Origin of the sequence: Desulfosporosinus lacus DSM 15449, from assembly GCF_900129935.1 — a bacterium.
Taxonomy (GTDB): Bacteria; Bacillota; Desulfitobacteriia; order Desulfitobacteriales; family Desulfitobacteriaceae; genus Desulfosporosinus; species Desulfosporosinus lacus.
On record NZ_FQXJ01000006.1, the window covers coordinates 352,230 to 374,495 of the forward strand.

Genomic DNA, 22,266 nt, shown 5'->3' on the forward strand with positions numbered 1-22,266 from the left:
TATTCTCACTCCATTGTTTTATCTGGTATAAATTTACTCATTTCCATTAGAAAAGAACTTACTTTGCCCATACATTCGAAGATAGTTTGAAATTCTTCCTTGTCCTTGTTTTTTAGAAAAGCTCCGTATTTTTGCTCAAGAACATCCTCAATCTTTTTAATTGTCTCTTCTCCAACTTCAGTAAGCGCCAATTGAACATACCGCTCATCCTCAGGATTTCGAATGCGTCTTAAAAAGCCAGCCTTTTCAAGCTTCTTGAACATGGAAGAAGCATTCCCTCCTGTGATTCCAACGATGGCGCCCAAGCTCCCTATCGTGTGAGGGCCTCCTTCCTTGATTTCAACAAGAATGCGAGTCTGCATTATTGTTAATCCATATTCCTCAACAATTGGCCGGAAAGCGTTTGCCATACACTCTGAGATAGTTCGTAAAAAGTCCCATATTTCATTTTCAAATACCATGCCTTTCATCTTCGGCCTCCACTTATACACTACAATATATTTACAGTATATATAATATAGGGTATACTTTATTTAGTCAATAGTTAAAGCTGGGTCTATGTGCTCTTGGATTATGTTTTCTTACAACAACACACGCCCTGATGCCTCAATTCAGTAAATGTATCAAAAAACCCTGTTGATCTCTGAGTTAGAGAGCGGTATCCTAAGTCGAGAGCATGTTTTTAGAAATTTGAGGTGTGAAGGGTATGAAGAAGTTATTAAAGCTTCTATTCAATAGGATCTTTTTAGTTGGTTTGCCTATCGTGATCCAAATATTTGCTTTAGTGATGTTCATTTTAAGATTTAGCAGCTACTTTGTTTATTTTTATGCCTTTTGTACATTGCTTAGTGTAGTAGCCGTACTGAGGATATTAAGCGGCAAGACCAATCCCGCCTATAAAATTGCCTGGATTGTTCCTATTATGCTATTCCCGATTTTCGGCGGATTGTTTTACCTGATGTTTGGAAAAAATAAATTGAGCAAGCGAGCTAAACGGAAAATGCGTGTGATTCAAGAAAAGATGACTGAACTGCTAGGCCAAAATGAGGCTGTTATTAAGGATATTCAAACACGCGATTTGAGTGCAGCAAATCAGTCACGCTATATTGAAAACTATTCCTTTTGTCCTGTCTATCAAAACACAATTTCGGAGTATCTTACACCAGGCGAAAGAATGTATGACCGTTTATTAAAGGAACTGAAAAAAGCTGAGCGATATATCTTTTTAGAATACTTCATTATTGAAGAGGGCCTCATGTGGAATTCCATATTGGATATTCTCGTAGAAAAAGCCAGTCAGGGCGTCGATGTTCGAGTGATATACGATGATGTCGGGTGTCTTTTCACGTTGCCTTATCGTTATGATAAACAACTTGAAAAAATGGGAATCAAATGCTGTGTGTTTAATCCCTTTATCCCGATTCTGTCGGCGCGCATGAACAACCGTGACCATCGCAAGATTGCAGTCATCGACGGCTATACCGCCTTTACTGGCGGCATCAATCTCGCAGACGAGTATATTAATTCTTATGTGAAACACGGGCACTGGAAAGACTCTGCTATCATCATTCAGGGGGAAGCTGTTTGGAGTTTTGCTGTCATGTTTCTATCTCTTTGGAGTCAACAGAAAAAAACAGATGAGGACTATGAGCAATATAGACCTGTCGCCAGTCCCGAAAAAGTTTTTGTCTCTGACGGATATGTTCAGCCTTTTGGCGACAGCCCCTTAGATGATGAATCATTAGGAGAAACCGTTTATCTGAATCTTATCAGCACAGCTGAGCGATACGTATACATCAATTCACCCTACCTCATTCTCGACAATATGATGATGACCACCCTCTGCTCCGCTGCTAAGCGGAATGTGGACGTCCGAATCATTACTCCACATATCACGGACAAATGGTATGTCCATGCTGTGACCCGTTCAAACTATGATGCCCTTGTGGAAAGCGGCGTAAAAATCTACGAGTACACCCCCGGCTTTCTGCATGCTAAAACTCTTGCGGTAGACGACAAGTTAGCAGTTGTTGGTACAATAAATTTGGACTACCGCAGTTTATACCTGCATTTTGAGTGCGGTGTCTGGCTCTATCAGACACAAAGTGTTTTAGAAGTTACAGCGGACTTTCTTAAGACCTTGGAACAATGCCAATCCGTCACAGTGGAGGACTGTCTGGCTGTTAAATGGTATAAACGGCTGAGCAGCTCTATTCTTCGTGTTTTCGCACCGCTAATGTAGAAAAAAGTTATAACCGTGCTGCAAAACAACAGCACGGTTATAACTTTAGATAGAATTTTCCCCAATTGCTTAGAGAATGACTTTTAGTTTACAATAGTAATTTATCCAATCCCCAGAACACGGTCATCCCAAAGAGAATTCCTAAAAAAAGATTTGGAACGAATCTGGAAAAAAGAAATGTCAAAATCCCTGCCCAAAGAAAAGGATTTTTCATTATGACGATTGTTCCGCTGGGTGTCACCAACTCCGGAACAACTAAAGCAGCAAGTAAGGCAATCGGAACAAGCTCTATGAAATCTCGCGCAAAGCCCTTAACATTCTCCCCTTTAAACAAAAGAAATGGCAAAACACGCGAACCATAAGTGACTATAGTCATTAATAAAATAGTTCCCAGCAGTTGGAATGACATGACTACCTTCCCTTCTCTAGTTAGAGCAGCTTAGCTGCTCTTTTGGCTGTTTAATCCGACCCGGTGAGAGCCTTTCCTCCCGCGCCACCATGCCCCGATCCCTGCCGCAAGGATCACACTTATAATCAAATAGATTTTTCCAGGAATGAGCAACTTCAAAACAACCGCCAGGACTGCTGCGATAAGATATGTCACATAGTTTTTACGAGACAGCGACATCGTCGTCAATATAATAAATAAAGCTAAGAGTGCGAATTGAAAACCAGAGAACTGAACAGGCAACCACTTCCCAATCAGACCACCTAAAATTGTTAGACTTACCCAAGTGACGAAAGCCCCTGAGTTAATCCCCAACATGACTCGTCGACGGTTTTCTTCCCCTTCTACATCCTTCAAAACCTTTGTATTGAGCACGAATGATTCGTCTGTGAGTCCTTGGGCTAAACCCAAAGACCACAGGAGCGTCCTTTCTGGAAAAAAAGGAACAACCGATAAGCTCATCAGAAAATGACGAATATTTACAATCAGGGTAGTAACACCAATCATCAAAGGGGTAGCCCCTTGATGGATCATTTCAATGGCAATAAACTGTGAAGCACCTGCGTAGACAAAGAAAGACATCAGTCCGGCTTCCCAAAAGGTTAAGCCGAACTGCGTCGCCAAAATACCAAACGTTATGGCTACTGGGGCATATCCAATGGCAATCGTCAGAGATTGGCTTAACCCGTAAAGAAATCCCTTTTCAATGTTATGATTAGATTCACTTTCTTTTTTAGACATTAAATCATCCAGCTACTTTCTTAATCACTGCCAAAAAGTCAGGGAAAGATACATCAGCGGCAGCCATGTCCTCTACACTAACCCCTTCCTTCGATAGCATACCGGCTATAGCCCACGCCATCGCTAAGCGATGATCTCCAAGACTATTCGCTTGTCCACCGTACAATGAAGTCTGACCTTGGATCCTCAAGCCATCCGGCAATTCCTCAACCTTAGCGCCCAAGGCGTTTAATCCGCCAACGACGGTACTTATTCGATCAGTTTCTTTAACTCTTAGTTCTGCAGCATCCCGAATAACAGTTTCCCCTTCAGCCAAGCAAGCGGCTACGGCCAGGATAGGGATTTCATCTATCAGCCGCGGTATCATGTCCCCAGCAATTTCGATCCCTTTTAGTTTCGCAGGGCGAACGCGTATGGTAGCTCTAGGCTCACCACAAACTTCTTCGACATTGAACAATTCAATATCCGCACCCATACCCTTTAATACATCTAAGATTCCTGTACGAGTAGGATTTATACCGACATCCGGCAGGATGATCTCACCTTGCCCAACTAAACTCCCTAAGACAAGGAAGAAGGCTGCCGATGAAATATCTCCCGGCACAGAAACAGCTTGGCCGGTTAAACGCCCGCCCCCATGGACCCTTACTATGGTCTGATTACTCTGAACATCAACTCCGAATCCTCTAAGCATACGTTCAGTGTGATCTCTAGAGAGTGCAGGTTCCTCTACGCTTGTTTCTCCGCTTGCTCTCAATCCAGCTAGAAGGATAGCGGATTTGATTTGGGCAGAAGCAACGGGAGTTCTAAAGCTTTGCCCTTGTAACTGACCACCCATCATAGTCAGAGGAGCCAAGTTACCTTCCCTTCGTCCCATAATCCGAGCACCCATCTGCTTAAGAGGGTCTGTAACTCGACGCATGGGCCGTGACCGAAGGGACTCATCTCCGTTCATTGTGACGGTAAAAGGACTGCCAGCCAGCGCTCCAAGCATTAGTCTCAAAGTCGTCCCCGAGTTACCGGCATCAAGAACGTCTATTGGCTCTTGCCATGCATCCATGCCCTCACTGCGAATCCAAACTTCTTTCTCCTGTCTTTCCCATGGGACTCCAAGTTGTTTTAAACACCGAAGCGTACTCAAACAGTCCTGGCCCAAAAGAAAATTGGATATATGTGTTTCTCCATAGGCCATTCCGCCAAAAAGTGCCGCCCTATGAGAAATTGACTTATCGCCAGGAACTCTAATTTCACCTTTCAAATTCGTGACAGGTTTAATAAATACGCCTCGCATAGAAATTGACCCCCTAAAGTAGTTATATTACTAACACAGACTTAAATCAATTTATCTCTGCCCTTACCTTATGTGCCTTTCGAAATGCATCAGCTATCATCTCTCCATCCCTCTCCAGAAGGCACTCCTTTAATTCCTTGATTTTTTGTTCCCACAGATCAAGCCCCCCTAAGATTGCCTCAGCATTTCGCACCATGATTTCCTTCCACATTTCAGGAGAACTATCTGCAATACGCGTTAACTCCCTGAAACTCCGACCAGCTAACGCCAAGGCTGCTCCTCCTTCTTTGGACGCATCCTGCGTTGCCAAAGTTAAGGCTACCGCCAATAAATGAGGGATATGACTAACCATTGCTACTTCTGCATCATGGTGGACAGGATCTCGAAAAATGACCTTAGCTCCAAACCCCTGTACAGTTTCCACGAGTTTTTGAACCACTTGATGTGGACAATCCTCTGCTGGAGTTAAGACGTAGGGATACCCTCGAAAAAGGTCAGAATTAGCAGCACCAAAACCGGATTGTTCTGAACCTGTCATAGGATGACCGCCTACAAAATGGAAGTCGCGAAAATCCATTCTAGAATCAATCATCGATTTGTGGCAAATTTCTCCCTTTACACTTCCTACATCTGTCACGATCGTCCCCTTGGTAATCTTTCCCACTAATTGATCAAGACCCATTGCCAACTCTTGCAGAGGAAGTGCTAAAACGATTAAATCGACGTCTAAGAATTTCGGCATAGATGTCCACCCTGTTTGGAGCCACCCTCGCCCCACAGCTTCATCGATACTGGCCTTATTTGAATCAACTGCAAAAACATCCCAGCCGGCCCGATGCAAGGCTCCTGCCCAAGACCCGCCAATCAGTCCTAAACCGAGGATGCAAGCCCTCGGTAACCGAAGGCCTTGCCAACCCGGTGTTAAATCCACCTCATTGTCCGTGGATATTAAAGCTTCATTTAACACACTTACTCACTTCCCCCAACTCTCGATCTAAGGCAGAAGTAAGCCTTGCTAAATCAGCCATCATAACTTGAAACCTTTCAGGTGTTAAGGATTGTTTTCCGTCTGAAACGGCCTTTTCCGGATGAGGATGAACTTCAACAATCAAGCCATCTGCTCCTGCAGCAAGCGCAGCTTTAGCCATAGGATGGACCAAATGCCATTTTCCAGTCCCATGACTGGGGTCAATAATGACCGGTAAATGCGACAGAGCATGCAAAGCAGGAACCATACTCAAATCAAGCGTATTTCTGGTATAACTTTCAAAGGTTCGAATCCCCCGCTCACAGAACATGACTTGATAATTTCCGCCATCCATAATATATTCTGCCGCCATCATCCATTCTTCCAGTGTTGCAGATGGCCCTCTTTTAAGAAGAACAGGTTTCCCACACTTGGCTGCTTCTTTGAGGAGGATAAAGTTCTGCATGTTCCGAGCACCAATTTGGAGTACATCAGCATATTCAGCCACCAAAGCAACATCTCTGGCATCAATAACCTCGGTAATCACCAATAGGCCGGTTTGCTCTCGAGCTTCTGCCAAATAGCGCAATCCTTCTTCTTCTAGCCCTTGAAAGGAATAAGGGGAAGTGCGCGGTTTGAAAGCCCCACCACGTAAGAAGGTCGCACCTGCTTCGCGCACGGCATGTGCTGTTTCCAAAATCTGAGCTCTGCTTTCAACTGCACAAGGCCCAGCCATGACGTGGACCCTGTTGCCGCCAATTTCCTGGTCGCCAATGCGAATAATACTATCTGCAGGGTGAAACTCCCTGCTAACCAGTTTATACGGAGCTAGAATAGGCACAACTTTTTCTACCCAAGGCAATGCTTCTAAATCAAGGGCTTCAAGTCGCGTGCGATCCCCAATTGCCCCCATAATTGTTCTTTCCACTCCTTGGGAAAGATGAATTTTGAATCCCTCTTCCGTTAAGCGTGTGGAAACCTCTTCAATTTGTTCTGCCGTCGAACCCATTTTCATAACAACAATCATTTCTCCGACCCCTTTCTACCATCCTACATTACCATTTTTTTCTTGCTTTACATTATTATGCATTGAGCTAGCTCTTTGAGCTAAGTCAAATCTTGACTGTCATAACCTCAAGCCCCACGAGTCATTTTAGATATACAAAAAAGCACCCTGAATAGAAGGTGCCTTAATTCTAACTCGCGCCCATCCTACTATCCTACCTATCTTCATCATCTTCGACGAGCCCTTCACGCGAAGCCCTCGCCGGAAACCCCAGACCGCCATTCTACACAAGCTTTGCCAAACAAAGCTTCCCAACCATCCTGAAATCAAGATTAAAGCTATCTTACCACACAAAGGCCCCTCATCACAACCCCTAATAGCACAAAAATCGACGGCCAATTCATCCAATGGGAAGACTCACACTTTACAAGTTGAGAGGTGCTTATTTCTCGAGTGAATTAAGTAATAATCGTTTCGCCCTCAAGGGGTAACGAAGTACAGGTTCGTCATCGAAAATAGATAAGGGACTAAATGGCAGGTGGAGCTATTTAGCTCCACCTGCCGTTTAGTCCCTTGCCCTTGTCCCTAATCCTTGATCCCCGCCAAGTATTTAACAACATTTTTACGTGCCTGTATGTCGTATTTACTCATGATAGCAATCTTCTCCATGACCGGAGAACCGCCGCCATGAATACCGCTGATTCCTGTTGCCGCCCCTGTCGAGGACGCAATCAGATTTTCAACTAAACGATACGCCCTGTGCTGATTCTCAGCACAGACATCAGATTTGCGCATAATGTACTTTTCCAAATCGTCTTTTGTATCCGGGCTGTAAAAATCTTCTTCATAGGGCAACGTGGCTGCCAGTCCCCCAGCGATATCTGCCAGAGTCTCGAACTCATGATATATATTGACTCCAGCATGATAACGTCCGACATTCGTGAAAACAACATCAGGGGCAAACGTACCGGATGCACTTTTAAATCCCTTAACCGAGGCGGCAATTCCAGCGCCATAGACTAACTCGCCTACGGTAATCAATTCTGCCAGTTTATCCCGAACATGCGAGGCTTTGCCTATGCCGTTATACTCCGCCATCAGAGCCGTTGCTCCGAGGAAAATATCTGACAAGGCTGGTTTACAACCAGTATAACTATGCCGATGATAGGTGGCAAACTGGGAAGCTAATTGTCCGGCAAATTCTGTCTCCCCGTTCATGAACACTCGGTCCCATGGAACAAAGACATTGTCGAAAACCGTAAGAGCATGCATGGTTCCATAGTCTTCAATCGGAGCTTTAAGATGCTTGCGTTTCCGATGATTATGGGGAAGGCTGATCAACTTGATTCCAGGTGCGTCAGCTTGAATCGCAAAGGCGACTGCCCAATCCCCTTCTTCTTTGGTTAACGCTCTTGTAGGGATAACTATTAGTTCATCAGCATAGGCTGCAATAGAATTATGGGCTTTAGCCCCCCGTACCACAATTCCGTCCTCACGTCTCTCTACAATGTGCAAGTATAGATCTGGATCAGCTTGTTGATGCGGTCTTAAATTCCGGTCACCCTTAACATCCGATTGCGCAGCATTTCCTACCAAGTCATTATCCTGGAAGAAACGCAAATACTTTAGAAAGCGCTCATGATAGTTAGTACCTTTAGCATTGTCAATGTCCTTAGTAACCAAGGAAAGACCGTTCATAGCGTCAATTCCCATGCAACGTTGGATACAACGTCCACATACTAAGCACAATTTCCGAGTCATTTCCTGTTTTTTAAGCAAATCATCAGTCGATTGATGCATATGTGTAAAACGGTTGATTTTCTCTCCACTCAAATGAGACGTGGCTGTTAATAGATCGGCGTATTCCGGATCGTCCACTAAATCATAGGTTAACGCCAGAGTTCTAATCCCCGGCTCAAAATCCGGATGATCGCGACCAACTAATTTTCCATTCATATACACATTAGGACGCATAGAAAGAATTTTTTCGCGATACTCTTTACTTGTTCTCATATTTGAAAACCCCTTCGCCTGTTTTACGTCCAAGTAAACCGGCATCCACATACTTCTTCATTAATGGGCAAGGTCTGAAGCGTTCTCCCAAGGTCTTATGTAAATACTCAAGGACTTTATATCGAGTATCCAGTCCGACCATGTCACTCATTTCTAAGGGCCCCATAGGCAGGTTAAGACCTATTTTGGCAGCCTTATCAATATCCTCTGCCGAAGCAACCCCTTCCATCAACATATAAAATGCTTCATTCCCCAATAAGACGTTTAAACGGCTCGTAGCAAACCCAGCGGCATCATTGACAACCACAGTTTGTTTACCCATCTGCTCAGCAACGGTTATTATTGCCTGGACCGTCTCATCACTTGTTTTTAGACCTTTAACAATTTCAACTAATTTCATTTTTGGAACAGGATTAAAGAAGTGCATTCCTATTACCAACTCAGCATTCTTTGCGAAGGAGCCAATTGCAGTAACACTTAGAGACGAGGTATTGGTCGCTATTATAGTCCCTTCGGGACACATTATGTTTAATTGTTTAAGGATTTCTCCTTTCATGTCAATATTTTCTGCTATAGTTTCGATAACAAGATCTGCATCCTTGACGGCAGTCTCTAAATCATTCGATACTTTCATTCGCGCCAGACAACTATCCATGGTCTCTTGGGTTACTTTACCAATTTTCACACCAGTTTGAAGGTTTTTCTGAACGTAAGCCTTGCCCTGTTCTAACGCCTCCTGTCTTCTCCCGTAAAGTGTTACATTATATCCACCGACCAAACCCGCATAAACAATTCCAGTTCCCATTATCCCACTGCCAACAACAGCAATATTTTTAATCTCTTTTGACAAAATCTTCGCCTCCCCTATCAATTAATTTTTACCCACATTCTTTCTAAAATCACGGGAGTTAACAATCGCTGCCAAAATGTGCCTGCTGGGCACATTTTGGCAGGATACTTTCTGGTATTGTTTGACTCTCTTTGTTTTATTCGGCATTCTTTCTGAATTGGCGCCAATTTGGTTTTCTTTTTTCTTTGAATGCGTTAAATCCTTCATGGACTTGATCTGAACCCCAGATGTAACTTAGGTAAACTGAGCCGGCCATTAAGGAAGGATACATCATATCTGATTCGAAATTCAAGGAAACTTTGGCTATCCGAATCGATTGCGGGCTGCGATCGAGGATGGTATCACACCATTTTTGAGTTTCAGTGTACAAATCTGCGTAAGGAACTACTTTGTTAACCAAACCCATTTCTAAAGCTTCTTGCGCGGTATAGATATTGCACATCATAATCATTTCTCGTGCTTTTTTCTCACCCACGATCCGCGGTAACATCTGCGTAGCTCCCCATACTGGGCAAGCTCCTACTTTCGGTCCGGCTTGACCAAATTTTGCATGTTCAGCGGCAATCGTCATATCGCAGAATATATTTAATTCGTTACCGCCACCGATGCAATAACCATTAGCGGCCAAAATGATCGGAACTCTCATATTGCGCATTATCGTGGACATCTTCATTAAGGCATTGTTCCAAACCTGACCGGTTACATGATCAAGAGCATTCATCATGTCAATATCTCCACCGGCGTTAAACACTCTTTCGCCAGCAGCTGTTAAGACGCATACTCCAATGGTCTGATCTCTTTCCACATCTTCAAAAGCGGCAGTCAATTCAAGTACCAGGTCATAAGTTAATATATTCATGATTTCTGGACGATTAATAGTTATCCAAGCTGACCCGTCTCTTTTCTCATACAAGATTTCTGAAAATTCTCTGTCTAGTGGTACATACTTCACACTTGCTTTCATTGTTAATTTCCTCCCTTAATTTTGGTTTATTGCAGAATTTTATTTTGAAATATAGAATTTTATGGCTTATATCTTATTAAGAATGCATGGTCAATCCGCCACTGACGCTAAGGGTTTGCCCAGTAATATATTCAGCATCATCCGAGGCAAAAAACAGAACCGCATTAGCTATATCTTTTGGTTCACCTAGGCGACGCAAAGGAATGGCTCTTTTGACTGCTTCCATTAACTTAGGATTCTCGGCACTAACCTCTGCCAAAAATGGTGTGTCACTAGGGCCAGGGGATACACAGTTAACATTGACTTTATAACGAGCCATTTCCCGTGCCAGAGTTTTGGTAAAGGTAATTACCCCGCCCTTCGCGGCAGAATAAACAGACTCACCTGTTGAACCTACCCGTCCGGCATCGGAAGACACATTGACGATTTTGCCATAGTTATTTTGCATCATGTTATCAACAACTGCTCGACAGCAGATGATTGGTCCTTTTAGGTTAATTGCAATGACTCTGTCCCATAACTCTTCATCCCCAGTAACAAATGGTTTGACCTTATTCCAGCCAACATTATTAACTAGAATGTCGATCTTACCATACTTTTCGATCACCTTAGCGACCATGTCATTGACTTCTGCACTTTTCGTGATGTCAACTTTAGCCGCCATGGCCTTGCCGCCCATAGCTTCAATCTCTTTGACTACTGCTTCAGCGCTTTTGATGTCAACATCAACTACAACCACTGTGCCGCCCTGCTCAGCCAGACCTAAAGCAATTCCACGGCCAATCCCTCGCCCAGACCCGGTAACAATCCCTACTCTGCCAGCAAATTTCATCATACTTCCTCCTAGATTTTTTATTTAACTTAAATTAGTTGTTGCACTGCCTGTAATCTTTGGTCAGTTGAACTAAATTAAGCTTAAACCCCAGATCCCCTGATGAGCTTCTGTAAGTATTTTTACTATCTTAACAAACCTATTTTCCTTGAAAATTCGGTTTCCGTTTTTCTAGAAAAGCCGTCATGCCCTCAGTACGATCACTTGTTCCGTTCAAGAAAGCTTGACTTAATTTTTCTAAGGCTAACCCTGTAGGGAAATCAGTGGCCATTCCCATGTCAATTACCTTTTTAGCCATTCGTATAGCAAGCGGTGCTTTAGCGGTAATTTTTTTTGCCATTTCAAATGATGCAACAAGCAACTGGTCGTGAGGGACAACTTTATTTACCAGACCAATTCGTTCTGCTTCAACAGCATCAATGATATCCCCGGTAAAAATCAGTTCTTTAGCCTTCCCTTTGCCGACCAAACGTGGCAGACGCTGGGTTCCACCACCACCTGGCAGAATTCCAACGGTCGGTTCGACAAGTCCAAACTTACCTCGCTCACTTGAAACTCTAAGGTCACAAGCCATGGCAAGCTCACACCCTCCTCCCAAGGCAAAACCATTAACAGCAGCGATGATTGGTTTTATTGTATTTTCTAATTCTGTCAAAACTCCTTGTACTCCGGGTTCTAGCGCTTCAATAGATGGCCGTTCCAAAAGCCATCTAAGATCTGCCCCAGCCGCAAAAGCCTTGTCTCCTGCTCCCGTAATAATGACTACTTTAACTGATTCATCATTGTTTATCTCTTTGGCTAGCTGCCCAATGTCCTCCCATGTTTCCCAATTAAGAGCATTTCTTACTTCCGCTCGATTAATAGTCACCAGTAAAATGCCTTCTCTGTTCTCCAAAATAAGATTACGGTAAGTCCCCAATTTGTATCCACCCCTTTGCACCTCATTCAAATACTCTTACACTCTGCCTCCGCCAAGACGTGTTCCTTATGGGACAGGGTATTGACGAAACCCGATCCTCAGCACGATAGTATTTGTTAAGGTTGCACGTTTTGCTGAAACAAGTTTACTAACCTTTAAACTCCGGAGCCCTTTTGGCAAAGAAAGCATCTACGCCTTCGATAAAGTCGGCTGTACCGAAATTAGAAGCGCTCTCTACCGCCTCTAATTGCAAACCCTCTTTAAGAGGTAAATCTAACCCTTGATTTATACACCTTTTTGTCATAGCTACAGCTATCGGACCTCTGCTTGCAATTTGTTTAGCCAAAGCTTTTGCGGTGTTAAGAACCTCACCTACAGGCACTACTTGATTGACAAAACCAACCTTTTCAGCTTCCTCGGCCTTCATCTTCCGGCCTGTAAAGAGTAGCTCCTTAGCTTTAGCAACTGGAATTTGCCGCGGTAATCTTTGAGTACCCCCACCTGCAGCTATAAGGCTTAAGTTTACTTCGGGGCAACTGAAACTTGCACTCGTGTCCGCGATTACAATGTCACAAGCCATTGCAATTTCAAAGCCGCCGCCAATAGCCAGTCCACTGACCGCACAAATCACAGGTCTATAGAAATTGGCAATCTTAGTAAAGGTGTCTTGAAAACGCAAATTCGTTACCAGTCCCGTTTCAGGTGTTTCAGCTCTTAAACTGTCAATATCTGCCCCTGCCACAAATACTTTTTTACCGCCTCCGGTAATTATCACAACCAGAACCTTAGGTTCCCTGGCCAGATTATCAAAAATTGATTGGAACTCCATTAAAGCTTGCGGATTTAAAGCATTAACGGGTGGTCGATCAATTGTCACCACTGCAATATTTTCCTCTATCTGGCATTTAACAAATTCATTCCCTCTATCCACTATTTAAGCCTCCTTGACTTTAACTCAAAATAATTAAGGGCAGAGTATGCGTACTTCCTTCACCCCCTTATGAAGATATCCCGAGTCTCATCTGTGATCATTATCAACAAATAAGTTAATCTGTGCTTTTATTCTGAACCGACACACTTATCTGAATATTATTGCAATACTTGTGCCAACCCTATATTTAAAAAATATAATAGCCTTAGCCCTCGCAAGTCAGTAATTCTTGCTAAGGCTAAAGCTAATCCTGCCAATAAAAATGTACGAGAATCATACACTTGTATGTTTCTCGTACAACACAATAAATTCTATTATTCTATAAACTTCTATGATCGACTAAAATATCAGGCATTTGTGAAAGCTTTTCATACAATTTCGACCTACTTATACCGAGCAACCTCGCCGCCTTAGACTTGTTGCCTTTAGCCTCAGTCAAGGCAGTTTGAATTGCTACTTGTTCTATATTGGCCAGGCTCTGCCCTATTAAACTCAGACCTGCAATCCCGCTAAATTTCTCTGTTTGAATGATTTCATCAGGTAAATCTTGCAGATCTATTAAGCCATATTCCACATAATTCAATATTCTTTCGATCACATTTTCTAACTCCCTGATGTTACCTGGCCAATTGTAATGATCGAAAACTTCTAAAGCTCCTTCAGTGATCCCATCCACTCGTTTATTAAATGATTTGTTATATTTACTTATAAAATAATCTGCCAGAATTGGAATATCCTCTTTTCGCTCACGCAAAGGGGGTATCTTTAAATCAATCACATTTAACCTGTAAAACAAATCTTCCCTGAACTTCCCTTCAGCGACAAGACGTTTTAAATCCTTATTCGTAGCGGCAATAATTCTAACATCAACTTTACGAGTCTTAACATCACCTACTCGCTCAACTTCCTTTTCTTGAATGACTCTTAATAACTTACTTTGCAGTAAATATGGCATATCTCCAATTTCATCAAGAAAAATCGTACCTCCACTTGCTAACTCGAATTTGCCTGGTTTACCCTGTTTGCGCGCACCGGTAAAAGCTCCGTCCTCATACCCAAACAATTCTGATTCCGCGAGGTCACCGGGAATGGCCGAACAGTTAACCTTTATAAAAGGTTCTTTACGTCGATCAGAGGCATTATGAATGGAATGAGCAAACAGTTCTTTCCCAGTACCGCTTTCACCGGTAATAAGAATAGTCGAGTTTCCCCGTGCTACTTGAAGTGCCTGAGTTTTTAGCTTAGCAGTGCGCTCGTTACTGCAAATAATATTGCCGATTGTATAACTTGTTCCATTTACCTTTAACAGCTCATCTTTGTAATAGTTTAGTTGCATATTAATCCGATTCACTTGTTGCATTACATCTGCTAATTGATCTAAATCTTCATATATCTTGACCACTGTTCCCTTAATTTTGCTTTCTTTTGTAAAGGGCAAAGTAGAGATGACACAGGGTTTAGTATCGATTTCCAATACTTGCAAAGGGGACTGGTTGTCCGTTAGAGGGACAAATTTATTGATATTTTGTCCAATGATCTTTTCCTTTGACTTACCAACTCTTTTACAGAAGTTAGCATTCGCCATGTTGAGCCGACCTTGTTCATCTAATACCGCTACACCTTCATAAGCAACCTCTAAAACAGTCTCTAGAGTCGTCTTGAGTTCCTTGACAATTTTTAATTCATGGGCAATTCCTTCAACATCTGTCAGGTCTTGTAAAACAAAGGTTGCCCCCTTTATTATTGTATTTTGATAGATGGGGACAGCAGTAGCAATTAATTTTAGCGCTTGATATTCAATCTTATGAGGTGTAATCCAAGCCCCTTCAACAACAGGTTCAAAATCATCTTTCAACTCGCTAAGAAATTCGCCGATATATTTACCCCCTCCGATCCATTGTAAGATATTCTTGGCGTATTGATTCGCTAAGGTGATAAACCCCTTATCATCCGTTGCAATAATTCCCGCAGGGACATTCTCTATAACACTGGACAATTCATTATATAAATACTCCGTTTGATCTAAGAGTTCGTTAACCGCACCTGCTTGGGTAATCGCACCAATCGGTTCGTTGGCCATATTAACAACAGGAGTTTGTCCAACTCGAACTGTATGCAACCAGTGGGTCAGTTCTTTCAAGTTATTAAAGGATTTATCTTCCCGAAAATATGCAACCTCCCGGATGTAGTACGCTTCTATTGGAGTATCAATACTTAAATCATTCAATAAACAACTGAATAGAGTCGACAATGAAAAATAGCCAATGAGTTGTCCAACTTCATCAACGACAGGCACTCCAAGAAGTTTAGAAGTTTTAAGCAGTTCCATCACTTTACGTATGCTGTCTTGGGGCCGTAATTGATCCCTATTAGGGAGCATAATGTCACGAACCTTCATGGAACATCTCCCCTTATTGATATTTTTCGCTGTTAGAATTTTCCTCACCTTTATTTTATCACACATGGATAGGTGTGTAATCAGAAGATTTAGTCTATACAAAGGAATTTGCATTAAACTAAATATTTTTAATATTTAGACAGGAATAGATCAAATCACAACGAATATTCAATATTAAAGCTATTTTATGAGTAAGATCTGAAAAAGGAGTTGAATATGTGAAGTTTGAATCATTTTTAGAAGTCGCAGGTGAGCTTCCTCAACTTTATGATGGTGATGTAGCGGTTTCAGTTTGTGACAGAGAAAAGGTATTGGCCTTTTATCCTTCACCGAAGCTAAAGCTAAACGTAAAAGTTGGGAGCTCCAATATAAACGGAGGAGTCTCAGACGAAGCCATGCGTACCGGTAAGCGTATTCTTAGACGCGTACCGCGAGAAGTTCTGGGAATTCCTTACATAGGAATAGGCCATCCTATTTATGAAAACGGCGTGGTAGTTGGTTGCGTCATCATTTTAATTTCTGTTGATAAGTATGAGATTTTAATTAATACAGGGAAGGAGATCTTGGCAGCTATAGAAGAAACCTGTACAACTGCCGAAAATTTGTCAGCTTCTTCTGAGGAACTTGCGGCGACTGTAAAAGATATGGAAATGGAAACCAGTCTTGTTCTTAGAGAGGTTGAACATACCAATAAAGTAAAGGACAAAATCAATCACCTTTCAATGAGAACCAATATCCTTGGCTTAAATGCTTCGATTGAAGCTGCTAGGGCCGGTGAATTAGGAAAAGGCTTTTCGGTAGTGGCCGAGGAGGTGCGAAAACTTTCTGAAACCACCAAAGTATCAACTCAAGAGATAGAAAGTGACCTTAAGGTTGTACAAGCATCAGTCAATACCTTGATTGAATCCATCAGTCAATTGAGTGAAGTTACTGATTCCCAAGCAAATGCGGCTACCGAATTATCAGCAGCTATGGCAGCGATTACGAAGTTGGCTGAGCGGCTGGTTAAGTTAGGTGCTCTTGAATAGCAGACTGTGTAACACGGTATTCGATGGTTACATGACATGCTTAAAACCTGTATTTGCCTATAACATGTCCTTAAAATGTTATAGGCAAATACAGGTTTTTTCGGAAACATATTTATCGCTTGTCGCCAAGTGAACTATTATCTTAGTCCAACTTACAGTCGCAACAACTTAGCAGCATTGCCACCAAGAATGTTTTCTACCCCCTCCGCGGGCAATGCTAACTTGCTAATAGCTTCCATGTTGCTCTTAATCCCTCTCATACCCGGCCAATCGCTGCCAAAAATGACTTTATCAGTGTTGCGAGCAAGTTCAGGAAAATAAGTCAGTAATTTTCCAGGAGGAAGACCCGCAAGCTCCATATAGAGATTTGAGTGAAGTTTAGAGAGAAAGAAAGCCTTATCGTACCAGAACCCGCGACCCGAGTGGGCCATTACCAAGTTTAAATTCGGGAAATCTCCTGCTACATCATCCAAGTGCAGGGGATCTCCATACTTCATACGAGAGCCCTTAAAGACTGAGGAACCGGTATGAATCAGGACGGGAATGCCTAAATCTTGAGCGGCCTGATAGAGCGGGTACATTCTCTGGTCGTTGAGGTAATAATGTTGGTAGGTGGGATATAATTTCAATCCCCGGAAACCCTCATCTTCCACCTTGTGGCGCAGTTCATCTCCCAAGTTCGTAAAAATACAAGGATTAATGTCACAAAATGGTATTAACTTCGATCTCCCCCGGCAAAAGTCTCTTACTTGCTCATTAGTACAGATCCCCGTGGTAATATAACTTAATTCTGCCAGCACGCAGGCATAATCAACCCCTTCTGACGATAACAAGTCTTCAAAAGCTCCTGGATCGTTATACCGGTTAATATAGTCTTCGTACCCTTCAGGATGAGCTTGCTTGATCCATTCAGTCACCCACGGATGGGAATAGGTGTATAACCCCATATGAACATGAAAATCAATGCGAGGTTTGCGGGGTTTTCTGTCAGTGAATTCTAAGGTCATTTGTTCCATCTCCTTTCACCCCAACCGGTGTACCTAAGTTGGACACTTAACAGAAAAAAGTAAATTAAGATAACTATAACTACTCAGGTCCGCTGTATTTAAGCACACAAAATGGGGTACCGAGTACCCCCCTGAATGGACATGGGTTGTGTTTGAGAAAGTGGAAATTATAATAAATTCATCTTTCGCGCTTCCATCGTCAATTCTGCCCGAAAATCCGGGTGGGCTATAGCAATTAATTCCTGCGCCCGTTGTTTTCTGCTCTTCCCGCGAAGTTTGGCTACACCATACTCAGTTACAACATACATAACATCATTCTTTGTTGTAGTTACTGCAGAACCGGTGGACAAAGTCGGAACGATACGTGAAATCGTATTTTTACTAGCTGTTGATGGAAGAGTAATAAAAGATCTTCCTCCCTCGGATCGGGCGCAAGCTTGCGCAAAATCAGCCTGACCTCCAGTTCCGCTAAAAGGATTAACTCCCATGGTTTCCGAATTGCATTGTCCCAGAAAATCCACCTGAATCGAGCCATTAATACTAACTAGATTATTATTTTTTCCGGCAAGATAAGGATCATTGGTGAAGTCTACAGGGTGCATCTCGACCATAGGATTATGATCCATCATGCCAAATAGTTTTCGGGTGCCTTGTCCTAAAGTACAAATCATCTTACCTGGTAGATAGTTTTTTTTGCGGCCTGTGATTGCACCAGCATTAAATAAATTTAGAATGCAATCCGTCATCACTTCTGTGTGAATGCCAAGGTCATGTCTGTTTTGCAGTTGCGTGATTACAACATCAGGAATGCTCCCAAGTCCAATTTGCAGGGTATCACCATCTTTAATAAATTCAGCTACGTACTCTCCAATAGCCTTCTCGACTGGGGTTATTGTACGAGCAATTGGAATTTCAAATAATGGAAATTGACTTTCTACCACTGCAGAAACCTGAGAAATGTGAACTTTATTGTTTCCATATACGTAAGGCACCTCAGGACTTACTTCTACAATCACTTCCCTCGCCTTGGAAATTGCTGCCATGGAATAATCCGCTCCTACACCTAAAGAAAAGTAACCGAAACTATCCATAGGGGAAACCATAGAAGCTGCTACATCAACTTTAATATGATCATCCCTAATTAACTTTGGAACACTGTAAAAGTTATTAGGAATAACGTCTGCCCAGCCTTCTTCAGCACCTTTTCGAGACGCACCGCCAACAAACAGAGCTACGTGACGAACGTTCTCCGCTGTTTCGGGATCATAGTAACCATATTTCCTTTGAGCAAACATTTGCATTACTTTAACATCATGATAGTTGCGGCGTTGTTCTGATAAGGCGGTTAAAACTGTCGGTGGTTCGCCAATTCCCAAAGGTAAACATATCCAATCTCCATCCTTGATTAGTTTAATCGCTTCGTAAGCATCTCGTTTTTTGCGGTTGTAGAGTTCTTGAATTCGATTCATAATTTCTAAATTTCCTCCTCTAAAAATGTTATGAAAATTCAGATTTTTAGAAATACATCTGCCTGTCAATAATGAAGACATAGTAATCTCTTCATCTCAATCATCGGCTTAATTCTCAATGATTTTGCCGAAGTATTCCAAACACCCTCAATCCTCGCATTTGACGCATTTATCATAGTATCAATGCTAATGTAAAACACCCTTGATCCTATCCCTATATCTGTGGTTAAGCTATCTTTCACCTCTTTCAACCTACAGTAAGTCGAGATCTTTGACCAAAATTATCAGTATATTTATAATATTTTAATATATTTGCAATTCCGGTGCCATTTTACTACTCTTAAATCACTTAAGTTATGATTTGTTAATCTTAACTGTCTAATCGTCGAATAGCCACCGTCAACGGTTCAATGTCTACAGCATCTAAGAGGACAATGATGAACGCCATTGCGAATTTGCAGTGGGTTTATCATTGTCCTCTTAAAAGTCCGCATAAATCAGAGTTTTACCGAATCATACCTGCATCATGATAATGCGAATATGACTCGGTTTATATGCCGCTCACTGAGCTTCCCAATATACTATCCCTGCATTACGCCTAGTTCGGACACAATTTCGAACTCTTAGCCAACCCAAATGCCCCAGCGTCACAGAAAGTGCCAACCAAGTATGATACCGCCCGCCGTCGCTGGGAAACAATTTATTAGTTACAGAAAATGTACTCAAGCCATAAATGCCAAGAATTCCAAGGACTTGTTCACTGCGTTTAGCCATATGGGTAAACTGGCGATCAATGGCTGAGTCAATTGATAAGATTGGTTTACCATGACCTGGATAAGCTTTAGAAGCCCTAAGCAGGCGAATCTTAGTCATAGACTCCTGCAATCTTACCAAGCTTAAGTCTCTCTCCTCCCCTTCAAGATCAAAAATGGGGTTTGGAGTAATTTCCGGAAGCAATGTATCACCAGTGAACACTGCGCCATTTTCTACAAGTTGAAAACAACAACTACCAGGTGTATGCCCCGGTGTGTGAATCACCTTAATGGTCAGACCAGATAAATTCAAGACAGATCCTTGGGCCAAAGAGCGGATAGAAGACTCCGGCAAAGGCTTAGTCCCGCCCTCCAAGGTTACCACCTCATTTATCAGACCCGCTATCTTAGTCCTCTGAATCCCAAGCTCCTCCAAAAACGGAATTGCCGCTTCCGGGTCTATAAAAAATGGGTTCTTTAGTGCACTGGTTAATTTATTGCGATCAGCAGGATGAACCCAAACTAAGGCACCTGAACGCTCCGCAATTTGCGCTACAAAGCCAAAATGATCATAGTGCCCATGTGTTACCAAGATATGCTCGATATTATCCCAGCCGACTTCAGCTTTCTTAAGAGTAGCTTCGAGGGCATCCAGTGCCTGTGGTGAATTTGGACCTGCATCCACTAGAATTGATTTTTTATTTTCTTGTTTTATCAAGTAGGCATTTGCGTTGTATCCGATATCTGGCATTGGTATTTTATACTCATAGATCTGCATCCCATTGCTCCCCAATCATACTTTTGATTAAAAACCAGAGAAGCATTGCCGCGAGCAACGCGGTAATGCTTCTCTCAGCCAGTAATATCCTTAGTTCTAGTTTAGTACAGAGCCTCAATAATAGTAGCCATCCCTTGTCCGCCGCCGATACAAAGGGTAACCATACCATAGCGACCCTTTCGTCTGCGCAGCTCATGAAGAAGAGTCGTCATTAAGCGGGCTCCAGTTGCTCCAATCGGATGACCCAAAGCAATTGCTCCACCATTGACATTTGTTTTCTCCATATCTAAACCAAGCTCCCGAATAACGGCTAAGGATTGCGAAGCAAAAGCCTCATTTAATTCGATCAAGTCAATATCGTCTAAAGTTAGTCCAGCTTGTTTTAAAGCCTTACGCACAGCCGGTACCGGACCAATCCCCATAATCAGCGGAGAGACTCCAGTCGTTACATCCGTTACAATTCTAGCCAATGGTTTAATACCCTGTTCCTTGGCTTTGTCAGCAGACATTAAAACTATTGCCGAAGCAGCATCATTTCGACCACAGGAATTACCGGCAGTAACGGATCCCCCTTTCTTAAACACTGGTTTTAGTGATGCGATTTTTTCCAGCGAAGTATCCTTTGGACCTTCATCTGTATCAAAAATAACCGTGCCTTTACGGGATTTAATTTCAACTGGTACAATCTCATCTTTGAAAACTCCAGATTGCAAAGCTTTTTGGCATCTTTGCTGACTCTGAAAAGCAAATTGATCTTGATCTTCTCTCGAAACATTAAATTGTTCGGCCACATTTTCGGCTGTATCACCCATTGAAACAACACCGTAGATCGAAGCGGGTTGTCCGCCAGGTCCAGCTTCTGTTAGAGAATCAACTAAAACTCCATCACCTGCACCATACCCATAGCGAGCATTTTTTAGATAAAAGGGCGCACGACTCAGACTCTCTGTACCCCCGGCTACTACCACGTCCGCTCTTCCGGTCTGTATTTCTTGGGTTCCATTGCTGATAGCTTTTAAACTGGCAGCACATTGGCAATGCACTGTATAGGCAGAGGCTTCTTCCGGTATTCCTGCCAAAAGCGAGCAATTGCGTGCAATATTTGCTGCTTCAGTTGTTTGTCGTGACCAACCCATGATAACTGTTTCCACTAAATCAGGGCTCACTCCTGCCCGGGCAACTGCTTCTTTTACGGCCATGCCTCCCAGTTCTTGTGGAGTTATCCCTTTGAGTGTCCCGCCAATAGTACCAACTGGAGTTCTCACAGCACTGACGATTACAACTTCTTTCATTTTGGTCCTCCTCTTTCTTTTAAAAATAATTATCAACTGCTCACTAACTTTTTCATTGCATAAGTAAGGGATTTTTCTTTGCTCCCTCTGACAATAGTTTTCATTATTCCTTTGTCCCACTCTAACCCTTTTTCATTTTAGTCCTCCTTTATTTTAAAAATAATCACAACTTACTAAATAATGCAATTATTGTGCCAATTTGATTCCGTCGTTTAATTCACGTTCAATAACATAGAATCTGTAGCCTATTTCGCTGGCGCGGACTCCAAAAAAGATGAGGGAAACGTGAATGCTCTAGCTAAAACAAACGCTGCTTGCAATGCCTCTGTCGGGCAAAG

19 protein-coding genes are annotated in these 22,266 nt (G+C 42.5%); 2 read left to right on the forward strand and 17 right to left on the reverse strand.

The window, feature by feature from the left end; all coding sequences use genetic code 11:
- Positions 1-5: 5 nt before the first annotated feature.
- Positions 6-470 (reverse strand): MarR family winged helix-turn-helix transcriptional regulator, encoded by a 465-nt coding sequence (locus tag BUB11_RS10585; RefSeq protein ID WP_073029716.1) that lies wholly within the window; start codon positions 468-470, stop codon positions 6-8.
- A gap of 236 nt (positions 471-706) precedes the next feature.
- On the opposite strand from BUB11_RS10585, the gene cls reads away from it, so the two are divergent.
- On the forward strand, positions 707-2,242 hold the full coding sequence (cls, locus tag BUB11_RS10590) for a cardiolipin synthase (protein WP_073029717.1): 1,536 nt from the start codon (positions 707-709) through the stop codon (positions 2,240-2,242).
- 88 nt (positions 2,243-2,330) lie between these two features.
- Here cls and BUB11_RS10595 read toward each other — a convergent pair whose 3' ends face one another.
- From BUB11_RS10595 to BUB11_RS10655, 12 genes are all read right to left on the reverse strand, one after another.
- On the reverse strand, positions 2,331-2,651 hold the full coding sequence (locus BUB11_RS10595) for an AzlD domain-containing protein (RefSeq protein WP_073029718.1): 321 nt from the start codon (positions 2,649-2,651) through the stop codon (positions 2,331-2,333).
- Positions 2,652-2,681: 30 nt separating this feature from the next.
- On the reverse strand, positions 2,682-3,431 hold the full coding sequence (locus BUB11_RS10600) for an AzlC family ABC transporter permease (RefSeq protein ID WP_073029719.1): 750 nt from the start codon (positions 3,429-3,431) through the stop codon (positions 2,682-2,684).
- Positions 3,432-3,435: 4 nt separating this feature from the next.
- Positions 3,436-4,722 (reverse strand): 3-phosphoshikimate 1-carboxyvinyltransferase, encoded by a 1,287-nt coding sequence (gene aroA, locus BUB11_RS10605; protein WP_073029720.1) that lies wholly within the window; start codon positions 4,720-4,722, stop codon positions 3,436-3,438.
- Positions 4,723-4,768: 46 nt separating this feature from the next.
- Positions 4,769-5,689 (reverse strand): prephenate dehydrogenase, encoded by a 921-nt coding sequence (locus BUB11_RS10610; RefSeq protein ID WP_084110243.1) that lies wholly within the window; start codon positions 5,687-5,689, stop codon positions 4,769-4,771.
- Positions 5,679-6,716, reverse strand: coding sequence for a 3-deoxy-7-phosphoheptulonate synthase (aroF, locus tag BUB11_RS10615; RefSeq protein WP_073029721.1), 1,038 nt, complete (start codon positions 6,714-6,716; stop codon positions 5,679-5,681). The genes BUB11_RS10610 and aroF overlap by 11 nt, the downstream gene beginning before the upstream one ends.
- A 564-nt stretch (positions 6,717-7,280) precedes the next feature.
- Complete coding sequence (locus BUB11_RS10625) at positions 7,281-8,708, reverse strand: 4-hydroxyphenylacetate 3-hydroxylase family protein (protein ID WP_073029723.1); 1,428 nt, start codon at positions 8,706-8,708, stop codon at positions 7,281-7,283.
- Positions 8,695-9,558 (reverse strand): 3-hydroxyacyl-CoA dehydrogenase family protein, encoded by an 864-nt coding sequence (locus tag BUB11_RS10630; RefSeq protein ID WP_242947513.1) that lies wholly within the window; start codon positions 9,556-9,558, stop codon positions 8,695-8,697. The genes BUB11_RS10625 and BUB11_RS10630 overlap by 14 nt, the downstream gene beginning before the upstream one ends.
- 136 nt (positions 9,559-9,694) lie before the next feature.
- A complete protein-coding gene (locus BUB11_RS10635) occupies positions 9,695-10,522 on the reverse strand; it encodes an enoyl-CoA hydratase-related protein (protein WP_073029724.1) in 828 nt (275 codons plus the stop codon).
- Positions 10,523-10,598: 76 nt separating this feature from the next.
- Positions 10,599-11,357 carry an SDR family NAD(P)-dependent oxidoreductase gene (locus BUB11_RS10640; RefSeq protein WP_073029725.1) on the reverse strand — a complete coding sequence of 253 codons (759 nt, stop codon included), beginning with the start codon at positions 11,355-11,357 and terminating at the stop codon, positions 10,599-10,601.
- A 136-nt stretch (positions 11,358-11,493) separates the two neighbouring features.
- On the reverse strand, positions 11,494-12,273 hold the full coding sequence (locus BUB11_RS10645; RefSeq protein ID WP_073029726.1) for an enoyl-CoA hydratase/isomerase family protein: 780 nt from the start codon (positions 12,271-12,273) through the stop codon (positions 11,494-11,496).
- Positions 12,274-12,421: 148 nt separating this feature from the next.
- Positions 12,422-13,204 (reverse strand): enoyl-CoA hydratase/isomerase family protein, encoded by a 783-nt coding sequence (locus tag BUB11_RS10650; RefSeq protein WP_073029727.1) that lies wholly within the window; start codon positions 13,202-13,204, stop codon positions 12,422-12,424.
- Between the two features lie 319 nt (positions 13,205-13,523).
- Entirely contained in the window at positions 13,524-15,602 is a 2,079-nt protein-coding gene (locus tag BUB11_RS10655) for a sigma 54-interacting transcriptional regulator (protein WP_073029728.1), read from the reverse strand.
- Between the two features lie 218 nt (positions 15,603-15,820).
- Between BUB11_RS10655 and BUB11_RS10660 the strand changes: the two genes are divergently transcribed.
- Complete coding sequence (locus tag BUB11_RS10660) at positions 15,821-16,630, forward strand: methyl-accepting chemotaxis protein (RefSeq protein WP_073029729.1); 810 nt, start codon at positions 15,821-15,823, stop codon at positions 16,628-16,630.
- Between the two features lie 152 nt (positions 16,631-16,782).
- Here BUB11_RS10660 and BUB11_RS10665 read toward each other — a convergent pair whose 3' ends face one another.
- The 4 genes from BUB11_RS10665 to BUB11_RS10680 all read right to left on the reverse strand — a co-directional run bounded on the left by BUB11_RS10665 (position 16,783) and on the right by BUB11_RS10680 (position 21,928).
- Positions 16,783-17,637, reverse strand: a complete 855-nt coding sequence (locus tag BUB11_RS10665; protein ID WP_073029730.1) for an amidohydrolase family protein — start codon at positions 17,635-17,637, stop codon at positions 16,783-16,785.
- Positions 17,638-17,804: 167 nt separating this feature from the next.
- Positions 17,805-19,106, reverse strand: a complete 1,302-nt coding sequence (locus tag BUB11_RS10670) for an acetyl-CoA hydrolase/transferase family protein (protein ID WP_073029731.1) — start codon at positions 19,104-19,106, stop codon at positions 17,805-17,807.
- A gap of 561 nt (positions 19,107-19,667) precedes the next feature.
- Positions 19,668-20,636, reverse strand: a complete 969-nt coding sequence (locus BUB11_RS10675) for an MBL fold metallo-hydrolase (RefSeq protein WP_073029732.1) — start codon at positions 20,634-20,636, stop codon at positions 19,668-19,670.
- A 101-nt stretch (positions 20,637-20,737) separates the two neighbouring features.
- Positions 20,738-21,928: a thiolase family protein gene (locus BUB11_RS10680; protein ID WP_073029733.1), complete on the reverse strand. Its 1,191-nt coding sequence runs from the start codon at positions 21,926-21,928 to the stop codon at positions 20,738-20,740.
- Between the last annotated feature and the right edge of the window lie 338 nt (positions 21,929-22,266).